16 protein-coding genes are annotated in these 19,727 nt (G+C 39.7%); 7 read left to right on the top strand and 9 right to left on the bottom strand.

Going from position 1 to position 19,727, the window contains the following annotated elements; genetic code table 11:
* Window positions 1-15: 15 nt before the first annotated feature.
* A complete protein-coding gene (locus DS885_RS02065) occupies window positions 16-1,248 on the top strand; it encodes an allantoate amidohydrolase (RefSeq protein WP_113817743.1) in 1,233 nt (410 codons plus the stop codon).
* 78 nt (window positions 1,249-1,326) lie between these two features.
* On the opposite strand, the gene puuE is transcribed toward DS885_RS02065, so the two are convergent.
* From puuE to DS885_RS02050, 3 genes are read right to left on the bottom strand one after another with little or no spacing between them, the layout of a single operon-like run.
* A complete protein-coding gene (gene puuE, locus DS885_RS02060) occupies window positions 1,327-2,256 on the bottom strand; it encodes an allantoinase PuuE (protein WP_113817742.1) in 930 nt (309 codons plus the stop codon).
* Window positions 2,253-3,014 carry an aspartate/glutamate racemase family protein gene (locus DS885_RS02055; protein WP_113817741.1) on the bottom strand — a complete coding sequence of 254 codons (762 nt, stop codon included), beginning with the start codon at window positions 3,012-3,014 and terminating at the stop codon, window positions 2,253-2,255. The genes puuE and DS885_RS02055 overlap by 4 nt, the downstream gene beginning before the upstream one ends.
* 3 nt (window positions 3,015-3,017) lie before the next feature.
* Window positions 3,018-3,689 carry a GntR family transcriptional regulator gene (locus tag DS885_RS02050; protein WP_113817812.1) on the bottom strand — a complete coding sequence of 224 codons (672 nt, stop codon included), beginning with the start codon at window positions 3,687-3,689 and terminating at the stop codon, window positions 3,018-3,020.
* A gap of 286 nt (window positions 3,690-3,975) precedes the next feature.
* Between DS885_RS02050 and DS885_RS02045 the strand changes: the two genes are divergently transcribed.
* The 6 genes from DS885_RS02045 to DS885_RS02020 all read left to right on the top strand — a co-directional run bounded on the left by DS885_RS02045 (window position 3,976) and on the right by DS885_RS02020 (window position 12,200).
* Entirely contained in the window at window positions 3,976-5,415 is a 1,440-nt protein-coding gene (locus DS885_RS02045; RefSeq protein ID WP_113817740.1) for an NCS1 family nucleobase:cation symporter-1, read from the top strand.
* Between the two features lie 299 nt (window positions 5,416-5,714).
* Entirely contained in the window at window positions 5,715-7,151 is a 1,437-nt protein-coding gene (locus DS885_RS02040) for a uracil-xanthine permease family protein (RefSeq protein WP_113817739.1), read from the top strand.
* Window positions 7,152-7,418: 267 nt separating this feature from the next.
* A complete protein-coding gene (locus DS885_RS02035) occupies window positions 7,419-8,423 on the top strand; it encodes a BMP family lipoprotein (protein ID WP_113817738.1) in 1,005 nt (334 codons plus the stop codon).
* Window positions 8,424-8,520: 97 nt separating this feature from the next.
* Window positions 8,521-10,104 (top strand): ABC transporter ATP-binding protein, encoded by a 1,584-nt coding sequence (locus tag DS885_RS02030; protein WP_113817737.1) that lies wholly within the window; start codon window positions 8,521-8,523, stop codon window positions 10,102-10,104.
* On the top strand, window positions 10,101-11,231 hold the full coding sequence (locus tag DS885_RS02025; RefSeq protein WP_113817736.1) for an ABC transporter permease: 1,131 nt from the start codon (window positions 10,101-10,103) through the stop codon (window positions 11,229-11,231). Before DS885_RS02030 ends, DS885_RS02025 begins: the two co-directional genes overlap by 4 nt.
* A gap of 3 nt (window positions 11,232-11,234) precedes the next feature.
* Complete coding sequence (locus tag DS885_RS02020; RefSeq protein WP_113817735.1) at window positions 11,235-12,200, top strand: ABC transporter permease; 966 nt, start codon at window positions 11,235-11,237, stop codon at window positions 12,198-12,200.
* 84 nt (window positions 12,201-12,284) lie between these two features.
* Here the strand turns inward: DS885_RS02020 and DS885_RS02015 are convergent, their stop codons facing one another.
* The 6 genes from DS885_RS02015 to xdhA form a co-directional block, all read right to left on the bottom strand.
* Window positions 12,285-13,187 carry a homocysteine S-methyltransferase family protein gene (locus DS885_RS02015; protein ID WP_113817734.1) on the bottom strand — a complete coding sequence of 301 codons (903 nt, stop codon included), beginning with the start codon at window positions 13,185-13,187 and terminating at the stop codon, window positions 12,285-12,287.
* A 200-nt stretch (window positions 13,188-13,387) separates the two neighbouring features.
* Entirely contained in the window at window positions 13,388-13,750 is a 363-nt protein-coding gene (gene uraH / locus DS885_RS02010) for a hydroxyisourate hydrolase (protein ID WP_113817733.1), read from the bottom strand.
* Window positions 13,747-14,247 (bottom strand): 2-oxo-4-hydroxy-4-carboxy-5-ureidoimidazoline decarboxylase, encoded by a 501-nt coding sequence (gene uraD / locus DS885_RS02005; RefSeq protein WP_113817732.1) that lies wholly within the window; start codon window positions 14,245-14,247, stop codon window positions 13,747-13,749. The genes uraH and uraD overlap by 4 nt, the downstream gene beginning before the upstream one ends.
* 285 nt (window positions 14,248-14,532) lie before the next feature.
* Window positions 14,533-15,429, bottom strand: a complete 897-nt coding sequence (xdhC, locus tag DS885_RS02000) for a xanthine dehydrogenase accessory protein XdhC (protein WP_113817731.1) — start codon at window positions 15,427-15,429, stop codon at window positions 14,533-14,535.
* Complete coding sequence (gene xdhB / locus DS885_RS01995) at window positions 15,422-17,788, bottom strand: xanthine dehydrogenase molybdopterin binding subunit (protein WP_113817730.1); 2,367 nt, start codon at window positions 17,786-17,788, stop codon at window positions 15,422-15,424. Before xdhB ends, xdhC begins: the two co-directional genes overlap by 8 nt.
* Entirely contained in the window at window positions 17,775-19,310 is a 1,536-nt protein-coding gene (gene xdhA, locus DS885_RS01990; protein WP_113817729.1) for a xanthine dehydrogenase small subunit, read from the bottom strand. The genes xdhB and xdhA overlap by 14 nt, the downstream gene beginning before the upstream one ends.
* Between the last annotated feature and the right edge of the window lie 417 nt (window positions 19,311-19,727).

The following is a 19,727-nucleotide window of genomic DNA, read 5'->3' as shown; positions in this document are numbered from 1 at the left end:
GTAGTAGGAGCATTTATGTCAATAAACAATACTCAGCAAAGTGCTGCAAAAATCATGCAATGGGCAGATAAGTTAGCCAGCTTTAGTGCGATGCCTGACGGTTTATTAAGAGCTTACTTAACGCCTGAGCATAAGTTAGCGCATCAACAACTAGCAGAGTGGATGGAGCAAGCAGGCCTAACCACTTGGGAAGACAGTGTGGGGAATCAATGGGGACGTAAAGTCTCCCCTAACCCAACCATGCCAACTCTCTTAATCGGTTCACACAGTGATACCGTAGCAAATGCGGGTAAATATGACGGTAACCTTGGTGTATTACTCGCACTGGAAGCCATGTATCAACTACAAGGTGAAACACTACCCTTCCACGTTGATATTGTGGCTTTTGCCGATGAAGAAGGTACACGATTTAACACAACATTAATTGGCTCAAGTGCTGTTGCAGGGTGTTTCCAATCTGATTGGTTAGCAATTGAAGATGCACAAGGTATCAGCATGGCACAAGCAATGCGTGATTTTGGTTTAGATCCTGAATTAGCAGGTAAAGACCAAAAAAACACAGAGGATACATTAGCGTATTTAGAAGTGCATATTGAACAAGGTCCTGTATTAGAAGATCAAGATTTACCTGTTGGTGTGGTGACCGGTATCGCCGGTGCAAAACGTTACCAATTTAAGCTTAAAGGAATGGCAGGACATGCTGGTACAGTGCCGCTAGCACTTCGTAAAGATGCTATGTCAGGTGCAGCTCAAATGATTTCGCATATTGAACAGTTTGCCTTTGAGAACCAAATTGTAGCGACAGTAGGCCGTTGTGATGTATTTCCATCAGCAGTGAACGTTATTGCTGGCGAAGTACACTTTACCGTCGATATTCGTAGTCAGTCTCAGTCAACTTTAGAGCGTTGCTGTGAACAGCTGTTGAAAGACTTAGCGCATATTTCTGAACAGCGTCAATTACAACTCAGCCATGAAAAGCTCTATCAAGCAGAAGCAGTATTATGTGATGACACCTTGCAAAAACAATGGGGTGAAATCGTCCAGCAACATACTCAAAAAACACCGTGCTTTCTTGCAAGTGGTGCAGGACATGATGCCATGGTAATGACAAACATTACTAATATCGCGATGTTATTTGTACGTTGTGAAAAAGGGATTAGCCACAACCCTAAAGAACAAGTCATTGAATCAGACGTAGCAGTCGCATTAGATTGCTTAGTTGATATGATTAAAAAACTTTCGAAATAGAAAATAGTTCATATTATAAAAAAGGCGCTTAAATATTTTATTTAAGCGCCTTTTATTTAGTATAAAAATGAACATAGCTTATTCAGGGCAAGGATGATTTTCAATCCAGTGTTGCGCTATTTCATCACGACGCGCAATCCACACATCATCATGAGATTGAACATAATCTAAGAATTTTTTCAGTGCCACAAAACGACCAGGTTTACCAATCACACGACAATGTAAACCAATCGACATCATTTTTGGTTTCTCATTACCTTCTGCGTATAAACAGTCAAAACTATCTTTTAGATATTGAAAGAACTCTTCCCCATGACTAAAGCCGTATGGTGATGAGAAACGCATATCATTATTATCAAGTGTATAAGGGATCACTAAATGAGGGCGTGTTTTACCTGCTTCTGAACTAGGTACTTGCATCCAAAAGGGTAAGTCATCGCCGTAATAATCAGAGTCATAAAGCAAACCTTGTTGTTCAGCCACTAACCCACGAGTGTTTGGTGAATCACGACCTGTATACCACCCCATTGGGCGGTTCCCGGTTAAATTTTCAATAATATCTAGGGCTTGTGTCATATGCTCTCGCTCTTCTTCGATAGACATATGCTGGTAATGAATCCACTTTAAACCATGGCAGGCAATCTCATGCCCATCTTCGATAATGGCTTGTGTAACGTCTGGGTTACGTTGTAATGCAGTGGCAATACCAAAAATAGTTAAAGGTAAACTGCGCGCTTTAAACTCATTTAAAATACGCCAAACACCGGCTCTTGATCCATATTCATATAAAGATTCCATGCTCATATGACGTTCAGGATAAGCCTCTGCACCAGCAATTTCAGATAGAAACGTTTCTGAGTGGGTATCACCATGTAATACGCAGTTTTCCCCCCCTTCTTCAAAATTTAAAACAAATTGCACCGCAATTTTTGCTTTATTCGGCCAATTTGCATCGGGCACATCATGCCTACCGTAACCTCTATAATCACGAGGATTATCTTTACTCATATGTAACGCTCCTTTGTTATATTTTTATTACTATTCCAGTGTTGATAACGCCCATCAAAGGCTTTATCTAAAGGTGAACCATACTGCCCTATCTTGCAGGTCTTTAATCCTAATTGGTGTAATGATTCCGCTAACTTAACGGCAGCACAAACACCATCAATGATTGGCACCTTAAGATCTGCTGACAATTTTTCAGTTAAATCAGACATACCCGCGCAGCCTAATACTAATGCCTCTGCACCATCTTCAAATAAGGCTCTTTCACATTCTGCTTTTAATTCACGATAAACATCATCGGCGACATTTTCAAGATCTAATACAGCAATATCCGTGGCTCTCACACCACTGCATAAATGTTGATAACCGTAACGCTGCAGCAAGTGTTCACTGGTTGGTAAAGTACGTGTCATGGTTGTTACTACACCAAATCGATAAGCCACTAAACTAGCGAGCTGAAAAGCAGCACCAGCTATGCCAATCACAGGCACGGTGGCAATCTCTCTAGCCGCATCTAAAGCGGGGTCACCAAAACAGGCGATGATATGTGCATCAACTTGATTCTCCTCTCCCTGTTTAATAACATCTAACAAAGCCGCTGAGGCGATCACCTCATCAAAAGCACTTTCAATGCTTTCGGGGCCATGTGTTGGCATAGATGCAATAATATCAGTACTGGACAGTGCAGCTGATCGTGCAGAAGCGGCTATTTTCTCTGTCATACCGATACAGGTATTAGGGTTAATTAAGTTGATTTTCATTGATCACTCCGAATTAGCAAACAGTTGTTGAAAATTGATTTTTTGGCCGTCGCTTACACCTAATTTCAAAGATGACTTAATATGAATTAAGTGTTGTTTCATCCAATCCTGCGCCTGTTTATTTTGTTCATTATCCATTAACTCAATCAACTCTAAATGGTCACCGCAATCACAGCTCACACTATGGCGAGAGCCAAAAACTGCAATGATTAATGATGAGCGATAACATAGCTGTTGAATAAAGTCAGCCATCACAGAGTTATCTGATAATGCAGCTAACTCATAATGAAACTGTGCAGTTAATTGAATTAACGCAGCTTGATCTTCATTTGCTTCAGCTTGTTTCTCTTCCTTGAGCATAGCGCGAAAATATTTGGAATTAGCTTTAGACCAATATTTCATTATTTCAGGGATTAATAATGGCTCTAGCATGATGCGACTATCTAAGATCTCTTGTGCTTCTTGTTCACTAGGGCGATTTACATGTGCTCCTTTATTAGGCTCAATGGTGACAATTCGCTCTAAGGCCAAACGCTGTAGTACTTTTCGAATACTGGTGCGACTTCGACCAAAGGCTTCTGATAACTTATCTTCAGGTAATCGTGCCCCGGGTGGTAATTGATGCTCAACAATCGACTTCAATATTTTTTTATAGATGGCTTCATCACTCAACATTTTATTCACTACTAATCCCTCTTATTTATTGTATACAACAAAACCCAAGCAAATGTATACAACTTTATTTATATCCTTACTTAATCTTATCCATGAAAGAGAGGATTTCAAGTGAGATGACGCACCAAAATGATCTAATTTGTTTAAAATTAGTGCAAAAATAGACCTTTCTTGGCCATTAAAATCTAATAAAACGGCTTAACAGGCTGTATTTCTTCAACAATTAAAAATTGGATCAGTAATTGCTAAATAAAATTGTATACAATAAATAACATTGGAGGTTGTCATGTCAGATAAATTAACAATAAGCCCACGCCTTAGCAATGAGGATCTATTACCAGAAAAACAACAAAAATGGGGGTGGTACAGTATTTTTGCGTTCTGGATGTCAGACGTACATAGTGTTGGTGGTTATGTGTTCGCCGCCAGTTTATTTGCACTGGGATTAAACGGTATCCAAGTATTTATCAGTTTACTGGTAGGTATTTCTATTGTTTTACTATTTGCAAACTTAATGGGGAAACCAGGACAAAAATGTGGTGCCCCCTTTCCTGTGGTGGCACGTATGTCATTTGGTGTGTTTGGTGCAAATATTCCTGCCGTTATTCGTGGTTTGATTGCGGTCGTTTGGTACGGTATTCAAACTTACCTTGCTTCTAGTGCATTTATTATTTTGATTCTGTACTTTTTCCCTAGTGCAGAAAGCTTAGCTGACAGTGAATTCCTAGGGTTATCCTACTTAGGTTGGATTGGTTTTAGCTCGATGTGGATCTTACAAGCCATTATCTTTATGTTTGGTATGGATATGATACGTAAGGTCATCGACTGGTCAGGTCCGGCAATCTATATCGCCATGTTTGCACTATGTGTTTACTTAGTTAATTTAGCTGGTTGGGAAAATATTAGCTTTAACCTGAGCTCTGAAGAGTTGGTTGGCTGGGATGCTATTATTCAAATGTTTATTGCGGCCTGTTTAGTAGCAGGTTATTTTGCAGGTCCGACATTAAATTTTAGTGATTTCTCTCGGTATTGCACCAGTTATAAGCAATTAAAAATCGGTAATGTCTTAGGTTTACCCGTTAACTTTATTATCTTCTCTCTATTTAGTGTCTTGATTGTATCAGCCTCTATTCCTGTGTTTGGCGAAATGATTACTGACCCGGTTGAAACAGTAAAACGACTGGATTCAGGAATGATCACGATTCTTGGCGCATTAACCTTTATCTTCGCCACTGTGGGCATCAATATTGTTGCTAACTTTGTTGCTCCCGCCTTCGATTTTTCTAATGTATCACCACAAAAAATTAGCTTTAAAACAGGTGGTTTTATTGCCGCCTTTGGTTCAGTACTGTTAACACCTTGGAACCTGTTTAATAACCCTGAAGTTATTCATTATACTGTTGATGTATTAGCCGCGATGATCGGGCCGTTATATGGGATTATTATTGTTGATTATTACTTCATCAAGAAAGGCCATATTGATATCGACTCTTTGTATACCGAATCGCCTAGCGGTATCTATTGGTATCAAAATGGGGTTAATATGAAGAGTGTTTACGCATTAGTCATTGCAGGTCTGATCGCTGTCTATGCGACTTTCTTTATTGATGGTTTAGCTAACTATGCGATCTTTATTGGTGGATTTATTGCTGCTATTACCTATAGAACATTAATGTCTAAAGAGCGTACTAGTACACAGCAAATGCAAGCTGGTTTAGTTAAGTAAGCAGTTATTTTATTCGACATAATAAGCAAAGCTCGCATAACGCGGCTTTGCTTATTCCTCACCTACCAAACCTTCCCCCTGATTTACCGCTACATTGTATTGATAACTCGCCCATTTAAAGTGCAAGTACTGCACTAATAACGCCTCTGTTTTAAATTCATCTTTTATTAATATACTTTAAATGTTCATTAAACTTATGTTTTATATATGGATTTCTCTTTTAAATAATAATGGCACGATCGTTGCAAAAATAAAAAACAAAGCCACAATCGTTCCAGATATCGAATAAGGAAGTCCCAATGAGCGACAACTCAGAGCTAATTTATAAACTCGATGATAATCCTTCAAATAAGGAATCTTTTTTTGCCGCGATACAACATGTATTAGCGAGTTTTATCGGCATTATCACACCCACTTTAATCATTGGTGGTGTACTCGGCTTAGGTGATGAAATTCCTTATCTTATTTCAATGGCCTTAATGGTCTCAGGTGTAGGTACGATCATTCAAGCAAAGCGTCCGCTGGGCATTGGTGCAGGGATGATTTGTGTTCAAGGCACTAGCTTTGCTTTTTTAAGCTCAGTATTAGCAGCAGGTTTCATTGCTAAAGCGAATGGAGGTGGTCCAGACCAAATCCTATCACTTATTTTTGGTGTGTGTGTGTTAGGTGCCTTTGTAGAAATAGCCGTCAGTCAATTTTTAGATAAATTAAAGCGAGTCATTACGCCGGTTGTAACAGGTACTGTTATTACTGTTATTGGTATTAGTTTAATCAAAGTAGGCTTCACCGACTTAGCCGGTGGTCAGTGGTTACTCACTAACAAACCAGAGTTATTTGCTAGTTTTGATAACCTATTTTTGGGTGGCCTAGTGATGGCTTCAATTATTACAGCTCATAAATACGGTAATCAATGGGTACGATTATCATCGATTATTATCGGCATGATCATCGGTATGATTGCAGCAATATTAATGGGTAAAGTTAATTTCAGCGCCATTAATCAAGTGGAATCTATCATCAGCTTACCTGTTCCTTTTAAATATGGTTTCTCTTTTGATATTGCCGCTTTTATCCCAATCGCTTTAATCTACTTAATTACAGCCATTGAAACATCAGGTGATATCACTGCAAACTGTATGGTTTCGAAGCAACCAATTGCAGGTAAGTCATATATAAAACGTATTCAACAAGGTATTTTAGGCGATGGTGTTAATTCATTAATTGCTGGATTATTTAATACCTTCCCTAACACAACGTTCAGTCAAAACAACGGTGTTATTCAATTAACAGGTATTGCAAGTCGTTACATAGGTGTATGGATTGGTGGTATTTTAATCGTCATGGGCTTATTCCCACACATTGGCGCCCTATTTCGTGCAGTACCAAACTCGGTATTAGGTGGCGCAACTATCATTATGTTTGCCACTGTTGCAACAGCCGGTGTGAAAATTTTAACTCACGTTGAATTAAACAGAAAAAATATGCTGACCTTAGCCGTTTCATTTGGCATGGGCCTAGGCGTGTTACTAGTACCAGAAGTGGTCAACACCGTATCTGCAAATATTGGTGGTGATTTAGGTGCGATTGTTAAAAGTATCTTTGGTTCACCTATCACGGCTAGTGGTTTAAGCGTCATCGTATTAACACTATTTTTAGGCGAGTACCCTGAAGAGTACAACCCTATTATTCAAGATTTCCCACTGGATGAGGAACATTCAGAGAAAGTTAAAAGCTAGCGTTTCATTCATCAAGTGCTTTATGGCTTAATCCACTTGATGTGAAAAAACAGTTTTAAATAATAAAACTGACATGGCGCTTTCCTAAAGATAGCTACCTAGGAAAGCGCCTTATCTATTTAGGTAATCACAATAAGTTCAGTGAATTACATAAATAACTGTAATGTTATCTATACTTTATATATCACTAAGAATATTTAAGTAGGTAACAGTTTTCATACAAAAATAACGATATATTTTACAACCAATCAAAATTAAGGACAATTTATGAAGAAGATATTAACCACCACAGCGGCAGCAGTGTCAATTGCGCTTTGTTCATTTGTCGCACAAGCTGCAGACTTCAAACCTGCTGTTGCTTATGATTCAACAGGTAAGTTTGATAAGTCTTTCGGGCAAGCGGTGGCTGAAAACGGTGTGATTAAATTCATGGAGCAATCTGATACTAAAGTACGTGAATTAGTACCTTCAAGTGATGCTCAACGTGAACAAGGCCTTGAGCGTCTTGCGCGTAAAGGTTTTAGCCCTATTCTTGTTGTTGGTTTCTTATATGCAACACCACTACAAAAAATCGCAGCAAAATACCCTGATAGCCAATTCGTAATCATCGATGCTGTGGTTGATTTACCAAATGTAAAATCAATCTTATTCAAAGAGCATGAAGGTTCTTTCCTTGTTGGTGCAATGGCTGCTATGAAATCTGAAACCAATAAAGTGGGTTTCGTTGGTGGCATGGATATTTCATTAATCCGTAAATTTGCTTGTGGTTATGAGCAAGGTGCTAAATACGTTAATAAAGATGCAGAAGTTTTCCAAAATATGACAGGTTCTACTAACGCAGCATGGTCAGATCCAGCTCGTGGTGCAGAACTGGCTAAAAGCCAATTCAGTAAAGGTGCTGATGTCGTATTTGCTGCGGCAGGTGGTACTGGCGTAGGGGTTTACCAAGCAGCGGCTGATGAAGGTAAATATGCTATTGGCGTAGACTCAAACCAAAATTACATTCACCCAGGCGTCATGCTGACATCTATGGTTAAGCGTGTAGGTGTTGCAACAGTAGATGCTTTCAAAGCAGCTGAAGCAGGTACATTTACAGCAGGTATCCAAAGCCTTGGCTTAAAAGAGAACGGTGTAGATTGGGCATTAGACGAATATAACCGTGATTTAGTGACGCCTGAAATGGAAGGAAAAATTGCCGGTATTAAAGCTAAAATTATTTCTGGTGAAATCAAAGTACACGATTACATGATGGATAATACTTGTAACTACTAATATCTCCCCTGAGAAAATTGATGCTCCCTTGCTGTCATTAGTAAGGGAGCATTTTTTACCGATCTTTATCAATGGACAGAATAGAGAAACTTAATTTATGTCTCAACCCCACAATCAAGAGAACATTGCTTTAGAGCTTTGTGGCATCGATAAAAAATTCGGTGCAGTACACGCTAATTGCAATATCGATTTAAAAGTACCTGCAGGGACGATCCATGGCATCATTGGAGAGAATGGCGCAGGGAAATCAACCCTAATGAATATCATCTATGGGTTTTATGTTGCAGACGCTGGCGATATTAAAATATCAGGTGAAATCCGAAAGTTAACGAGCTCTAAAGAAGCAATTAGTTATGGTATTGGCATGGTTCATCAACACTTCATGCTAGTAGATAATTTTAGTGTATTAGAAAATGTTATTTTAGGCGCAGAAGAAGGCGGCCTGTTAAAACCTAGCTTACGAAAAGCACGAAAAGAATTAGAACGTTTAGCAAAAGAGTACCAATTAAATGTGCCATTAGATGCATTAATTGAAGACCTTCCCGTTGGCTTACAACAACGAGTTGAAATTCTAAAAGCACTGTATCGTGGTGCAAAAATCCTTATTTTAGATGAACCCACAGGCGTGTTAACACCACAAGAAACAGATCACCTATTTAAAATCTTTGATGCCTTACGCAATCAAGGTGTAACGATCCTATTAATCACCCATAAATTACGTGAAATTCTAGCGGCAACCGATAATGTATCTGTGATGCGTCAAGGTGAAATGGTTGCTCACCGTAAAACTGCAGACACAGATAAAGAAGAGTTAGCGGAATTAATGGTTGGCCGTAAAGTACGTCTAAAAGTAGAAAAAACAGAGGCTGTTGCACAACAAGAACTGCTCTCTACTTCCAACCTAACTTATACCGATGAACTCGGTGTTGACCGTCTAAAAAATGTGTCTATCTCTGTTAAAGCCGGTGAAGTCGTTGGCATTGCAGGCGTATCGGGCAATGGGCAATCGGAATTAATGAGTGCCCTTGCAGGATTAATCAAACCAAACTCTGGGCAAATTAATATTGGCGATACCTGTATTGATGCACAAAGTCCAAGTTCAGCAGCCCAAGTCCGAGACTTAGGTGTTGGACATATTCCAGAAGATCGCTTGGTAATGGGCTTAATTAAATCTTTTACTGCAGAAGAATCAGCTATTTTAGGCTACCAAAACTCCGATACCTATAATGGAAAATTATTAAACAAACCTAAAGTGATCAACCAAGAGTGCGCGCGTTTAATGGAAGACTGGGACGTACGTCCACGTGATCCAAAATTACGCAGTTCTTTATTTTCTGGCGGTAACCAACAAAAATTAATCATCGCCCGTGAAGTCGATAAAGACCCTAATATTCTATTAATTGGCCAGCCTACACGTGGTGTTGATATTGGTGCTATTGAGTTAATTCATAAACGTATTATTGAATTACGCGACCAAGGCAAAGGTATTCTATTGGTTTCCGTTGAGCTCGATGAAATCATGGCTTTATCGGACCGTATCATCGTGATGTTTGATGGCAATATCGTAGGGGAAGTCAGCGCACAACAAGCCAATGAAAAGATCCTCGGTATGATGATGGCCAATATAATGCCAGATGAACTACAACAAACCACAGCGACAACTCCTGGAGAGCAATTATGAATGACTCAAAGATTCCAGCATGGGTAAGCATTATTGTTCTTCCACTAATCAATATTCTGTTTGCCTTTGCTTTTTCTGCCATTATATTTTTGGCAGTAGATGTTAATCCAATTGAAGCCGCACAAACCATGATTAATGGTGCCTTTGGCTATCAAGAAGGGATTGGTTATACCTTTTATTATGCGACTAACTTTATTTTTACAGGGTTAGCGGTAGCAGTCGCCTTCTCTGCTGGTCTATTTAACATAGGTGGTGAGGGACAAGCTTACATTGGCGGACTGGGTGTAGGCTTAGTCTGTTTAGGCTTAGATCATACGCTACCGTTTTGGGCGCTGTTACCAATCACTATGTTCGCCAGTATGGCATTTGGCGCATTATGGGCATTTATCCCAGCTTACCTTCAAGCCTACCGTGGCAGCCATATTGTTATTACCACCATCATGTTTAACTTTATTGCTTCATCATTGATGGTGTATTTAATGGTAAACGTGCTTAACCAAAAAGGCCAAATGGCACCGGTATCACGTGTTTTTGAAGCCTCTGCAGGTTTACCCGGTTTCCACACTATTGCTGGATGGTTTGGTTATGGTTTTGCCGAATCGCCAATGAACCTAAGCTTTTTAATCGCCCTACTTTGTTGTGTTTTAGTGTGGGTATTACTGTGGAGAACACGTTGGGGTTATGCCATTCGCGCAATGGGTTCAAGCCCTTCTGCTGCTGAATATGGCGGGATTAACCGTAAACGCTTAATCATTATTGTAATGCTTATTTCTGGGGCTTTATCGGGTTTATTAAGCTTAAATGAAGTACAAGGCTATGCGCAACAGCTTAAACTAGGCTTTGTTGCAGGATATGGCTTCACTGGTATCGCCGTGTGTTTGATTGGCCGAAATCATCCCTTTGGTATTGTTTTAGCCAGTATTTTATTCGGGATTTTATACCAAGGTGGCGCCGAGCTATCTTTTGATTTCCCAAATATTGACCGTGAGATGATCCAAGTAGTACAAGCATTAGTTGTATTATTTAGTGGTGCGCTGTCATTAATGTTAGTTAAACCAACTGAGCGATTATTTGTTTATTTAGACGAAAAGAAAAAGTCTAACAACACTAACGCTGCGGAGGCTTAAATTATGTACGAGAATATAATTTTAATACTCGATGCAACATTAAGAGTATCTGCTCCTCTGATTTTAGCGGCATTAGCCGGTCTATTTTCAGAGCGTTCTGGAATCGTCAATATCGCGCTAGAGGGTAAGATCTTATCCTCTGCATTTGCAGCGGCAGCCACTACCTCAGTGACAGGCTCTATTATGCTAGGGTTATTAGCGGCGATGATGACCTCTACTTTACTGTCTTTGTTACATGGTTTTGCCTGTATCACACACCGAGGCGATCAAATTGTATCAGGTGTTGCTATCAACATGTTGGCGGCAGGCTTAACCGTAACGTTAGGTCGTTACTGGTTCGGTTTAGGTGGTCAAACACCTCCTTTATCAAACGATGAGCGTTTCACATCAATCACTTTACCGGGAGCCGATGCAGTGGCTGATGTACCAGTGATTGGATTACTCTACAGTGAATTAATTTCTGGTCATAACATTTTAGTTTATCTGGCCTTAGCTTTAGTACCTGTCTGTTGGTGGATTATTTTTAAAACACGCTTCGGCTTACGTTTGCGTGCTGCCGGTGAAAACCCACATGCAGTAGATACTGCTGGTATCTCTGTTGCTTGGTTACGTTACCGCGCCTTGATTTGTGCAGGTATATTAACTGGTATCGCGGGGGCTTACCTATCAACAGCTCATAGTGCGGGTTTTGTACCCAATATGAGTGCAGGTAAAGGTTATATCGCATTAGCAGCGCTTATTTTTGGTAAGTGGAAACCTGTTCCAGTCTTATTTGGTTGTTTACTGTTTGGTTTCTTAGATGCTATGGCGATCCGCTTACAAGGTGCTGAATTACCATTTATTGGTGAAGTGCCAGTACAAGCGATTGAAATACTACCTTATGTATTAACAGTTCTATTATTGGCTGGGTTTATTGGTCGCGCCGTTGGTCCAAAATCGATTGGTGTCCCTTACGTTAAATCACGTTAAGCATTAATCTGTAAAGCAACGCTAAAAGCAAAAGGCCTGAGATGAAGTTAATTCATTTCAGGCCTTTTTACGTTAAAGCAGTAATTAGTTTATTAAACTCGCCTGCCAGTTAGCTAGCGTTTTAATATGGTCAGGTCTAATACCACAACAACCACCAATAATATTCGCCCCTAGTGCATACCACTGTTTTGCATACCCTAAATAATCAAGTGGTGATAAATCACGGTAACCTTGTACCTGTTCGTTAGCTTTATAGTCCTTAGGAATAGGTGTGAAGCTATTAGCAAATACACCAATATCTAAATGCGTTTTACCCGTTTTAGCTAATACTTGATCAGTATCTTTAAGTGCTTGCTCAATCACTTCAGGGATAGAACAGTTAAAGAAAATACCAGTAATATCTTCTGCGAGTAATACTGCAATCGCGTCAGCTACTGATTCACCAGATCGTAATTTAGCCTCACCCGTTAAATCATCACTTAATGTAAAAGAGAAATGACAAGGTTTTGTTGAGTTAGCCAACACCTTTAACATCACCTTTGCTTCAGCAATACTGGAAATGGTTTCACCTAACCAAGCATCCACATGAGGGTCTTGCGCAATAAACAAGGTGTTTAAAATATCAAAAGCTTTATCAGCATCAAAGAGATCTGGGCGATATGAACCAAATGCAGGCGGTAATGACCCCACCACTTGCACTTTATGCTGCGCAGTCGTAGCCACCTCTTTGGCTAAGATAGCAGCCTGTGTTGCTAATTTAGCGCCCTGCTCTGCAAACAAAGCCTCACCAAGATGAAATGGCACACAAGCATAGCTGTTAACTGTAATTAATTCTGCACCAGCATCAATAAAGCTTTGATGTGTTTGAGTAACATAGTGCGGCGCTTCAATTAGAGCTTGCGCACTCCACAGTGGTTGTGAGAATGGTGCACCAATGCGCTTAAGCTCTCGCCCCATACCGCCATCTAACAGTGTTAATTTTTTCATAATGGACTTCTATACGTCTAAATAATATATGCGTATTTAACCATATTTTCTAAAAATTCATAATGAAACTTGATCAGGATGAGTATGAATAAAATTCAATTCATTGAGGGAGAGTTTAAAAAAATTAATAATAGCGTTATTTAAAGGTGAGATTAAGGAGAAAACCACTTCAATACGGAAGGAAGTGGTTTGATATTTTGTTAGCTACCGCGGTAAGTTGAATAACTGTAAGGCGATAATAATAAAGGGATATGATGATGGCGATCATCTTGTAATCTAAAGCAAATCTCAGCACTCGGGTAGAACGCAGAAAGCGATTGTTGTTCCCAGTAACTTTCTAACTCAAAACAGATTTTGTAAGTCGCAAAAAGGGCTTCAACCTCTTTATCCTGATACCAATCAGTTTGCTCCCAGCCATCAATTCGCCCATCGCTATTGGTCACAGCGGATGACAATAATTGCCACTCATTGTTTTTTAAAACCAATAATTTAATAGTGACACCCACAGCAGGTTTACCTAGCGAAGAATCTAAAATATGCGTTGTAATAGGGTTATGGTTCATAATAATTTCTCCAGGCGAATGGCAGTAATTTTGGCTTGCTCTTGACCCGCAATATCAACTTCAGTAGCACGATCATTGTCTATTCTTGCTTTAATCAATGCCAACATTTCAACAGCACTTTTACCTGAAGCACAGACAATAAAGATAAAACCAAATTTATCTAGGTAAGCTTTATTTAATGCCACCATCTCTTCTAATACGTCACTTTCTGCTACCGACATTCCAGATTGTTCATGGCTCGCTGTGCCCGATGTATTAGCGTATTTTTTATGGAGTGTATTGAGGTCCCCAATTTGTGGATGCCCTTGAAAGGCAATCAAATAATCTTGCTCATCTAATTCAGAGAAAGCCTTGTCTGAGGCAGCTAACAATGCGGCTTTATCAGCAAATGGTGTCGCCTGAATCATTTTTTTAATCCAGTTTGGTGAACAACAACAACTTTCAAAAATATCGAAGCCTTTATCCGTATTAGCATTATTAATTGTATCTAAACTCATTCCTGTTCCTTTTTTACGATTCACTTTTAATGAGATAAAAGTCAACCGCCCATATAAAGCACCTTGATAGTGCAGTACGTGATGATTGATAAAACATATCTTGGCTTTAGTAAATTAATTAAACCTACCACAGCGATGTAACTAATTGTTTAGTAAAACTTTAAATGATTATGAAAACATCACCCCAGCTCAATCAAAAATTAAATTTCAATATTAAGGTGTTACAAAGCTAATATCATACCAAAACCGACCATTTGGATGGTTTTTTTAATGTCTGCGCTATTACTATCCAGTTTTGGATTTTTTGCTCTGCAAAGGACTTAAATGAACTAAGTTATCTTGTAACTCTTTCCACTGTTTACCTTTTTGTTTAGGTTTATCATCTTGTAAGCTTTGGTACAAAGCGACTAATTGGCCTGCAATAGAAACCGCCACTTCCATGGGTAATTTGCCACTCACTTCACTTAGTCCAACGGGGCACGTCATGCTATCGATCTGTTGCTCAGAGAAACCTCTTTGCACTAAACGGTATTGGAATTTTTTAGCTTTAGTGTCTGAGCCAATCACCCCTAACCACAATGATTGATCACGTTTCAATACCGCTTGGCAGAGCGCAAAATCTAATTGATGATTATGCGTTAAAATCAGCGTTGCGGTGTTGTTAGCCGCCGCTTTTACCTGTGCAACGGGTTCATCATCTATGACTTTCTGTACGCTTGCAGGAATCTGTTCAGGAAACAGTTCCGCTCGACTATCTATCCAACGTATCTGGATCGGTAACTGCGCTAAAATAGGTATTAAAGCATGGGCAACATGCCCTGCTCCATAAACATCCAAATGCAGTTTATCACTGGCAAACACTTCAAATAAAACCAACACTTGGCCACCACAACACTGGCCTAAACTTGCCCCAAGCTGAAGGTTTTCAACCTCTTGGCAACTTTCACCTCGCTGAATTAAAGTACGCGCATGCTCAATCGCTTTAAATTCAAGATGGCCACCACCAATGGTGGCATAAATATTATCGTCACTGATCACCATTTTAGTACCGCTAGCGCGGGGTGTAGACCCTGCAGCGCCTAACAGCGTAACAATAACGTAAGTCGCTGCGCTAGCTTCTAATTCCGTAGCCGCTTCCAACCAAGTATGAGCATGTAACCCTTGCGTAGATTGATTAAGCATGGCTTGTCTCTTTCGTTGTCGTTTGCATGGTTGTTTTATTCCACTGTTGTGCTGCTTGTACTGCCTCCAAGACCGCTTCTGGCGTAGCAGGTGGATTTAAACTCGGTGCATATTGATAATCAGTGATGCTGGCTAATGCGTTACGAATCGCACTCCATACACTAATGCCCAACATAAATGGAGGTTCCCCAACAGCTTTCGATTTAAAGACGGTCGTCGCAGGGTTCTGAGAGTTATATAACTTCACATTAAACACCGCAGGCGTATCACCGATCGCCGGTATTTTATAGGTTGCAGGCGCGTTACTCGCTAATGCTCCTTGTTCATTCCAGCTTAAATCTTCAGTGGTTAACCACCCCATTCCCTGAATAAATGCTCCTTCTATTTGACCGATATCTAAGGCAGGGTTAATGGAACTACCCACATCATGCAAAATATCAGTACGTGTCACTGTATTTTCGCCCGTTAGAATATCAATTTCGACTTCACTTAATGCCAAGCCATAAGCGTAATAAAAGAAAGGATGCCCTTCCGCTTTCTCACGGTCATAATAGATTTCAGGTGTTGCATAATAACCGGTAGTAGAAAGCGAAATACGATTGAGATAGGCTAAATTAATTAATTCAGCAAAGCTAATCTGCCCTTTTTCATGCACTAATTGATTATCGCTTAATTGCATTTGCTCTAAACTGACATCAAAATGCTGAGCTGCAAATTCAAATAGACGTTGTTTAATAGTATTTGCTGCATTTAACGCGGCCATCCCATTTAAATCTGTGCCACTTGATGCTGCTGTCGGCGAGGTGTTGGGTACTTTATCGGTACGTGTCGCATTCACTAAAATATGCGCCATATCAATTGAGAAAGCCTGCGCAACAATTTGAGCTATTTTAGTGTTAAGCCCTTGTCCCATCTCAGTGCCACCATGGTTTACATGTACAGAACCATCGGAATAGATCACCAATAATGCACCAGCTTGATTTAAATGCTGAACGGTAAAAGAGATACCAAATTTAACCGGTGTTAATGACAACCCTTTTTTAATAATCGGAGACGTTTTATTAAAGGCAGCAATCGCTTCTTTACGTGCCCAGTAATCCCCCTCTTCTTCCATTTGCGCAATCATATCTTTTAAAATAAATTGCTCTACTTTTTGTTTATATGGCGTTAAATCACGACCTGGCTTATATAAATTAAGTTTACGAATTTCAAGCGGATCTTTTTTCAAGTAGTAAGCAATGTCATCCACCAGCTGTTCGGCCATGATCATCCCTTGCGGGCCACCAAAACCACGGAATGCGGTATGACTAACGGTATTGGTTTTACAACGATTACCGTTAATGTGTGCATTAGGATAATAGTATGCGTTATCAGCATGGAACAAAGCTCGGTCAACGATCGCATCGGACAAATCAGGAGAATACCCACAGTAACCATTGATATTGATATCAACGCCTTCAATTAATCCCTGCTGATCAAAACCAACCTGATAGGTATTGTAAAATGGATGGCGCTTACCTGTACTCTTAAAATCATCACTTCGGGCTAAACGAATTTTTACTGTTTTACCCGTATGGAAAGCCGCGAGTGCAGCCAAACATGTCCAAGGTGCAGCCTGTGTTTCTTTACCACCAAACCCACCACCCATACGGCGCATTTCTACGGTTACATAATTGAAAGGTTGTTTTAATACTTTTGCGACTAAATGCTGGACTTCACTAGGGTGCTGGCTTGAACATTGGATAAACATGCCACCTTCTTCAGTGGGGGTCGCAATACTGACTTGTCCTTCCAAATAAAAATGCTCTTGGCCACCAATATCTAAATCACCTGAAATCTTGTGTGGCGCATTATCAATCGCTTGTTTCGCATCACCTCGGTTTAAAGCATGGGGTGGGCGAACCCAATGCTGTTCTTTTATCGCCTGTTTGATGTCTAACATTGGCGCCAAGGTTTGATACTCGATAACCACTTTACGTGCAGCGATTCTTGCCGCTTTATAACTGGTTGCAACGACTAATAAAATCGGCTGACCATGATACTCAATTAACTCATCTGTTAATAAAATATCACCCGAAAATACAGGTCCGATATCATTTGTCCCTGGAATATCTTTGGTACTGAAAATATCGACGACACCTTGCACGGCAAAAGCCGGAGTAGTATCGATAGAAACAATGTTACCGTGCGCAATAGTCGAGACCACAGGATAGGCGTGCAAACTATTTACTTCTTCAGCTTTATCATCAACATACACCGCTTTACCAATCACTTGCTTAATCGCACTTTCATGGATAAAAGATTGGCCGATAGCATTACCTTTCTGCCCTGTTGGTTTGTCTGTTTTAAAGTGACGCATGATTAATCCTTGTCTTAATAGCGGGTACCGATGCATTTAAATCTGCACTGCTTGTGCTCAATATCATGTTGCCGGCACTTTGGTACCAAATTCGGTCGAACAAATTCTTACTAACTTGTAATCGATAAGCTGATGTCGCTCTCACATCAGACAGCGGTTGAAAATCCTCTTCCATTTTTTGAGCGGCGGCCTGAAGATTCTCTAAACTAAATAGTTTTCCATTTAAGGCTTCAGCAATATGGTGAGCTAATGCAGGTGTAGAGGCCATCCCACCCATTGCACATTTAACCGCGTGCATGGTGTAATCGGTTAGCTGGTAACTTAGTACTAAGCAGACTGCTGAAATATCATCTTCAATACGTTTTGATATTTTATGACAACTCAATTGTTGATTAGATAAACGTGGAGGGACATGAATCGCCACGATCACTTCATCGTTCGCTAACTGTGTTTTACGGTAATCAACAAAAAATTCAGCCAACGGAATAGTACGTGTACCGCGAGTACTTTGAAGTTCAATGCTTGCATCCAGTGCAATCAACAATGGTGCTGGGTCTCCAATCGGTGATGCATTGGCAATACTGCCACCCAATGACCCTGCATTTCTAATTTGTAACGACCCAATACGCTCAAACAGTTCATGCGCTTCAGGGTATATTTCGCAAAAACTTTCAATGAATTCGCTATAAGGTAAAGCAGCCCCAATATGTATACCCGTTTCATCTTGAGTAAATTGCATTAACTCTGGGCAGTAACGTACTGATATCAATTGTTCGCTGTAGGCTAAATGTTGACTAAACTCTACAGACAAGTCTGTTGCACCTGCTACAAATTTAGCGTCAGGGTGCGCCGCTTTTAATTCGCAAAGTTGCGTTAAATTTTGTGGTAAATAAAAATATTGTTCACCATGCTCAATAGCAGGAATGCTATTTAATGCTAAATCTTTTTCTAAAGAGAGAGTGAGTGCTTTCACTTGTTGGCTAAAGCGATGATCTTTATTACTGATATTTTGTGTGGATTCATGGGTATAGGTAAAACACTTTTCAGCAGCAGCTAGGATAGGTTGGTATCCGGTACAACGACACAAATTCCCACCCAAAGCTTGAATAACCGCTTCTTTTCCGGGATAGCTTGCATAATTCATATATAAGGCAAACAAGCTCATAATAAAACCAGGCGTACAAAATCCACATTGAGAACCATGACATTCCACCATCGCTCTTTGTACAGGGTGCAACTCTTCTAAGCTCGGGTTGGCTTTAGTCGTGAGAGCTTCTACTGTAATTAAATGTTTTCCGTGTAAATTACCCACTAACATTAAACAAGCATTAATGCTTTTATACTGCCATTGCCCATCAACAAGATCACCAATCACAACAGTACAAGCACCACAATCACCAGAGGCACAGCCTTCTTTGCTGCCTACTTTCCCCATATTGGTGCGTAACCAGTCCAAAATGCTCAAATTTGGCGCAAACTGTGTCAATTGAACCATTTCGTTATTAATTAAAAACTGAATCACGTAAACCTCTCTTAATGTTGCAATCCTTTGTATATCAAGACTCAAAAAGTTAATGATATGTTATTAACTATTATTCAAGCCTGTTTTGACCACATGGTCAAGTTATACTATTGCATACTGTGTACCAAGATTAACTATAAGCTAAAATAATAATGACTTAGATTTTTTAAAAAAGGACGACCTATTAAATATAGTCAGTTATAGCGATGGCATTCAACAAATGATAGGTATGGTCATCAACTAATATGAAATTGATGTGTTACGACATTGTGATAACGCAACACTTTAAAAAGAATTAACTAGGCACCTTCTTTTATTAACCAAACGTTAACATCACTCATCTCTGCAATGAGATCAAATACACCATCATAATTATCTGTTAACCTATAGAAAATAAACACTAAGGTTAATATGTAG

The sequence above is a fragment of the Psychromonas sp. B3M02 genome, from assembly GCF_003318165.1.
In the GTDB taxonomy this organism is placed as follows: domain Bacteria; phylum Pseudomonadota; class Gammaproteobacteria; order Enterobacterales; family Psychromonadaceae; genus Psychromonas.
Note: the sequence above shows the minus strand (reverse complement) of the source record. Positions and strands in the feature narration are given on the sequence as shown.

Coding starts and splice junctions, on each gene's coding strand:
- puuE (WP_113817742.1), bottom strand. CDS start 2,256: ATGAGTAAAGATAATCCTCGTGATTATAGAGGTTACGGTAGGCATGAT.
- DS885_RS02015 (WP_113817734.1), bottom strand. CDS start 13,187: ATGAAAAAATTAACACTGTTAGATGGCGGTATGGGGCGAGAGCTTAAG.
- xdhB (WP_113817730.1), bottom strand. CDS start 17,788: ATGCGTCACTTTAAAACAGACAAACCAACAGGGCAGAAAGGTAATGCT.
- DS885_RS02030 (WP_113817737.1), top strand. CDS start 8,521: ATGTCTCAACCCCACAATCAAGAGAACATTGCTTTAGAGCTTTGTGGC.
- DS885_RS02040 (WP_113817739.1), top strand. CDS start 5,715: ATGAGCGACAACTCAGAGCTAATTTATAAACTCGATGATAATCCTTCA.
- DS885_RS02035 (WP_113817738.1), top strand. CDS start 7,419: ATGAAGAAGATATTAACCACCACAGCGGCAGCAGTGTCAATTGCGCTT.
- DS885_RS02065 (WP_113817743.1), top strand. CDS start 16: ATGTCAATAAACAATACTCAGCAAAGTGCTGCAAAAATCATGCAATGG.
- DS885_RS02025 (WP_113817736.1), top strand. CDS start 10,101: ATGAATGACTCAAAGATTCCAGCATGGGTAAGCATTATTGTTCTTCCA.
- DS885_RS02020 (WP_113817735.1), top strand. CDS start 11,235: ATGTACGAGAATATAATTTTAATACTCGATGCAACATTAAGAGTATCT.
- uraH (WP_113817733.1), bottom strand. CDS start 13,750: ATGAACCATAACCCTATTACAACGCATATTTTAGATTCTTCGCTAGGT.
- uraD (WP_113817732.1), bottom strand. CDS start 14,247: ATGAGTTTAGATACAATTAATAATGCTAATACGGATAAAGGCTTCGAT.
- DS885_RS02050 (WP_113817812.1), bottom strand. CDS start 3,689: ATGTTGAGTGATGAAGCCATCTATAAAAAAATATTGAAGTCGATTGTT.
- DS885_RS02045 (WP_113817740.1), top strand. CDS start 3,976: ATGTCAGATAAATTAACAATAAGCCCACGCCTTAGCAATGAGGATCTA.
- xdhC (WP_113817731.1), bottom strand. CDS start 15,429: ATGCTTAATCAATCTACGCAAGGGTTACATGCTCATACTTGGTTGGAA.
- DS885_RS02055 (WP_113817741.1), bottom strand. CDS start 3,014: ATGAAAATCAACTTAATTAACCCTAATACCTGTATCGGTATGACAGAG.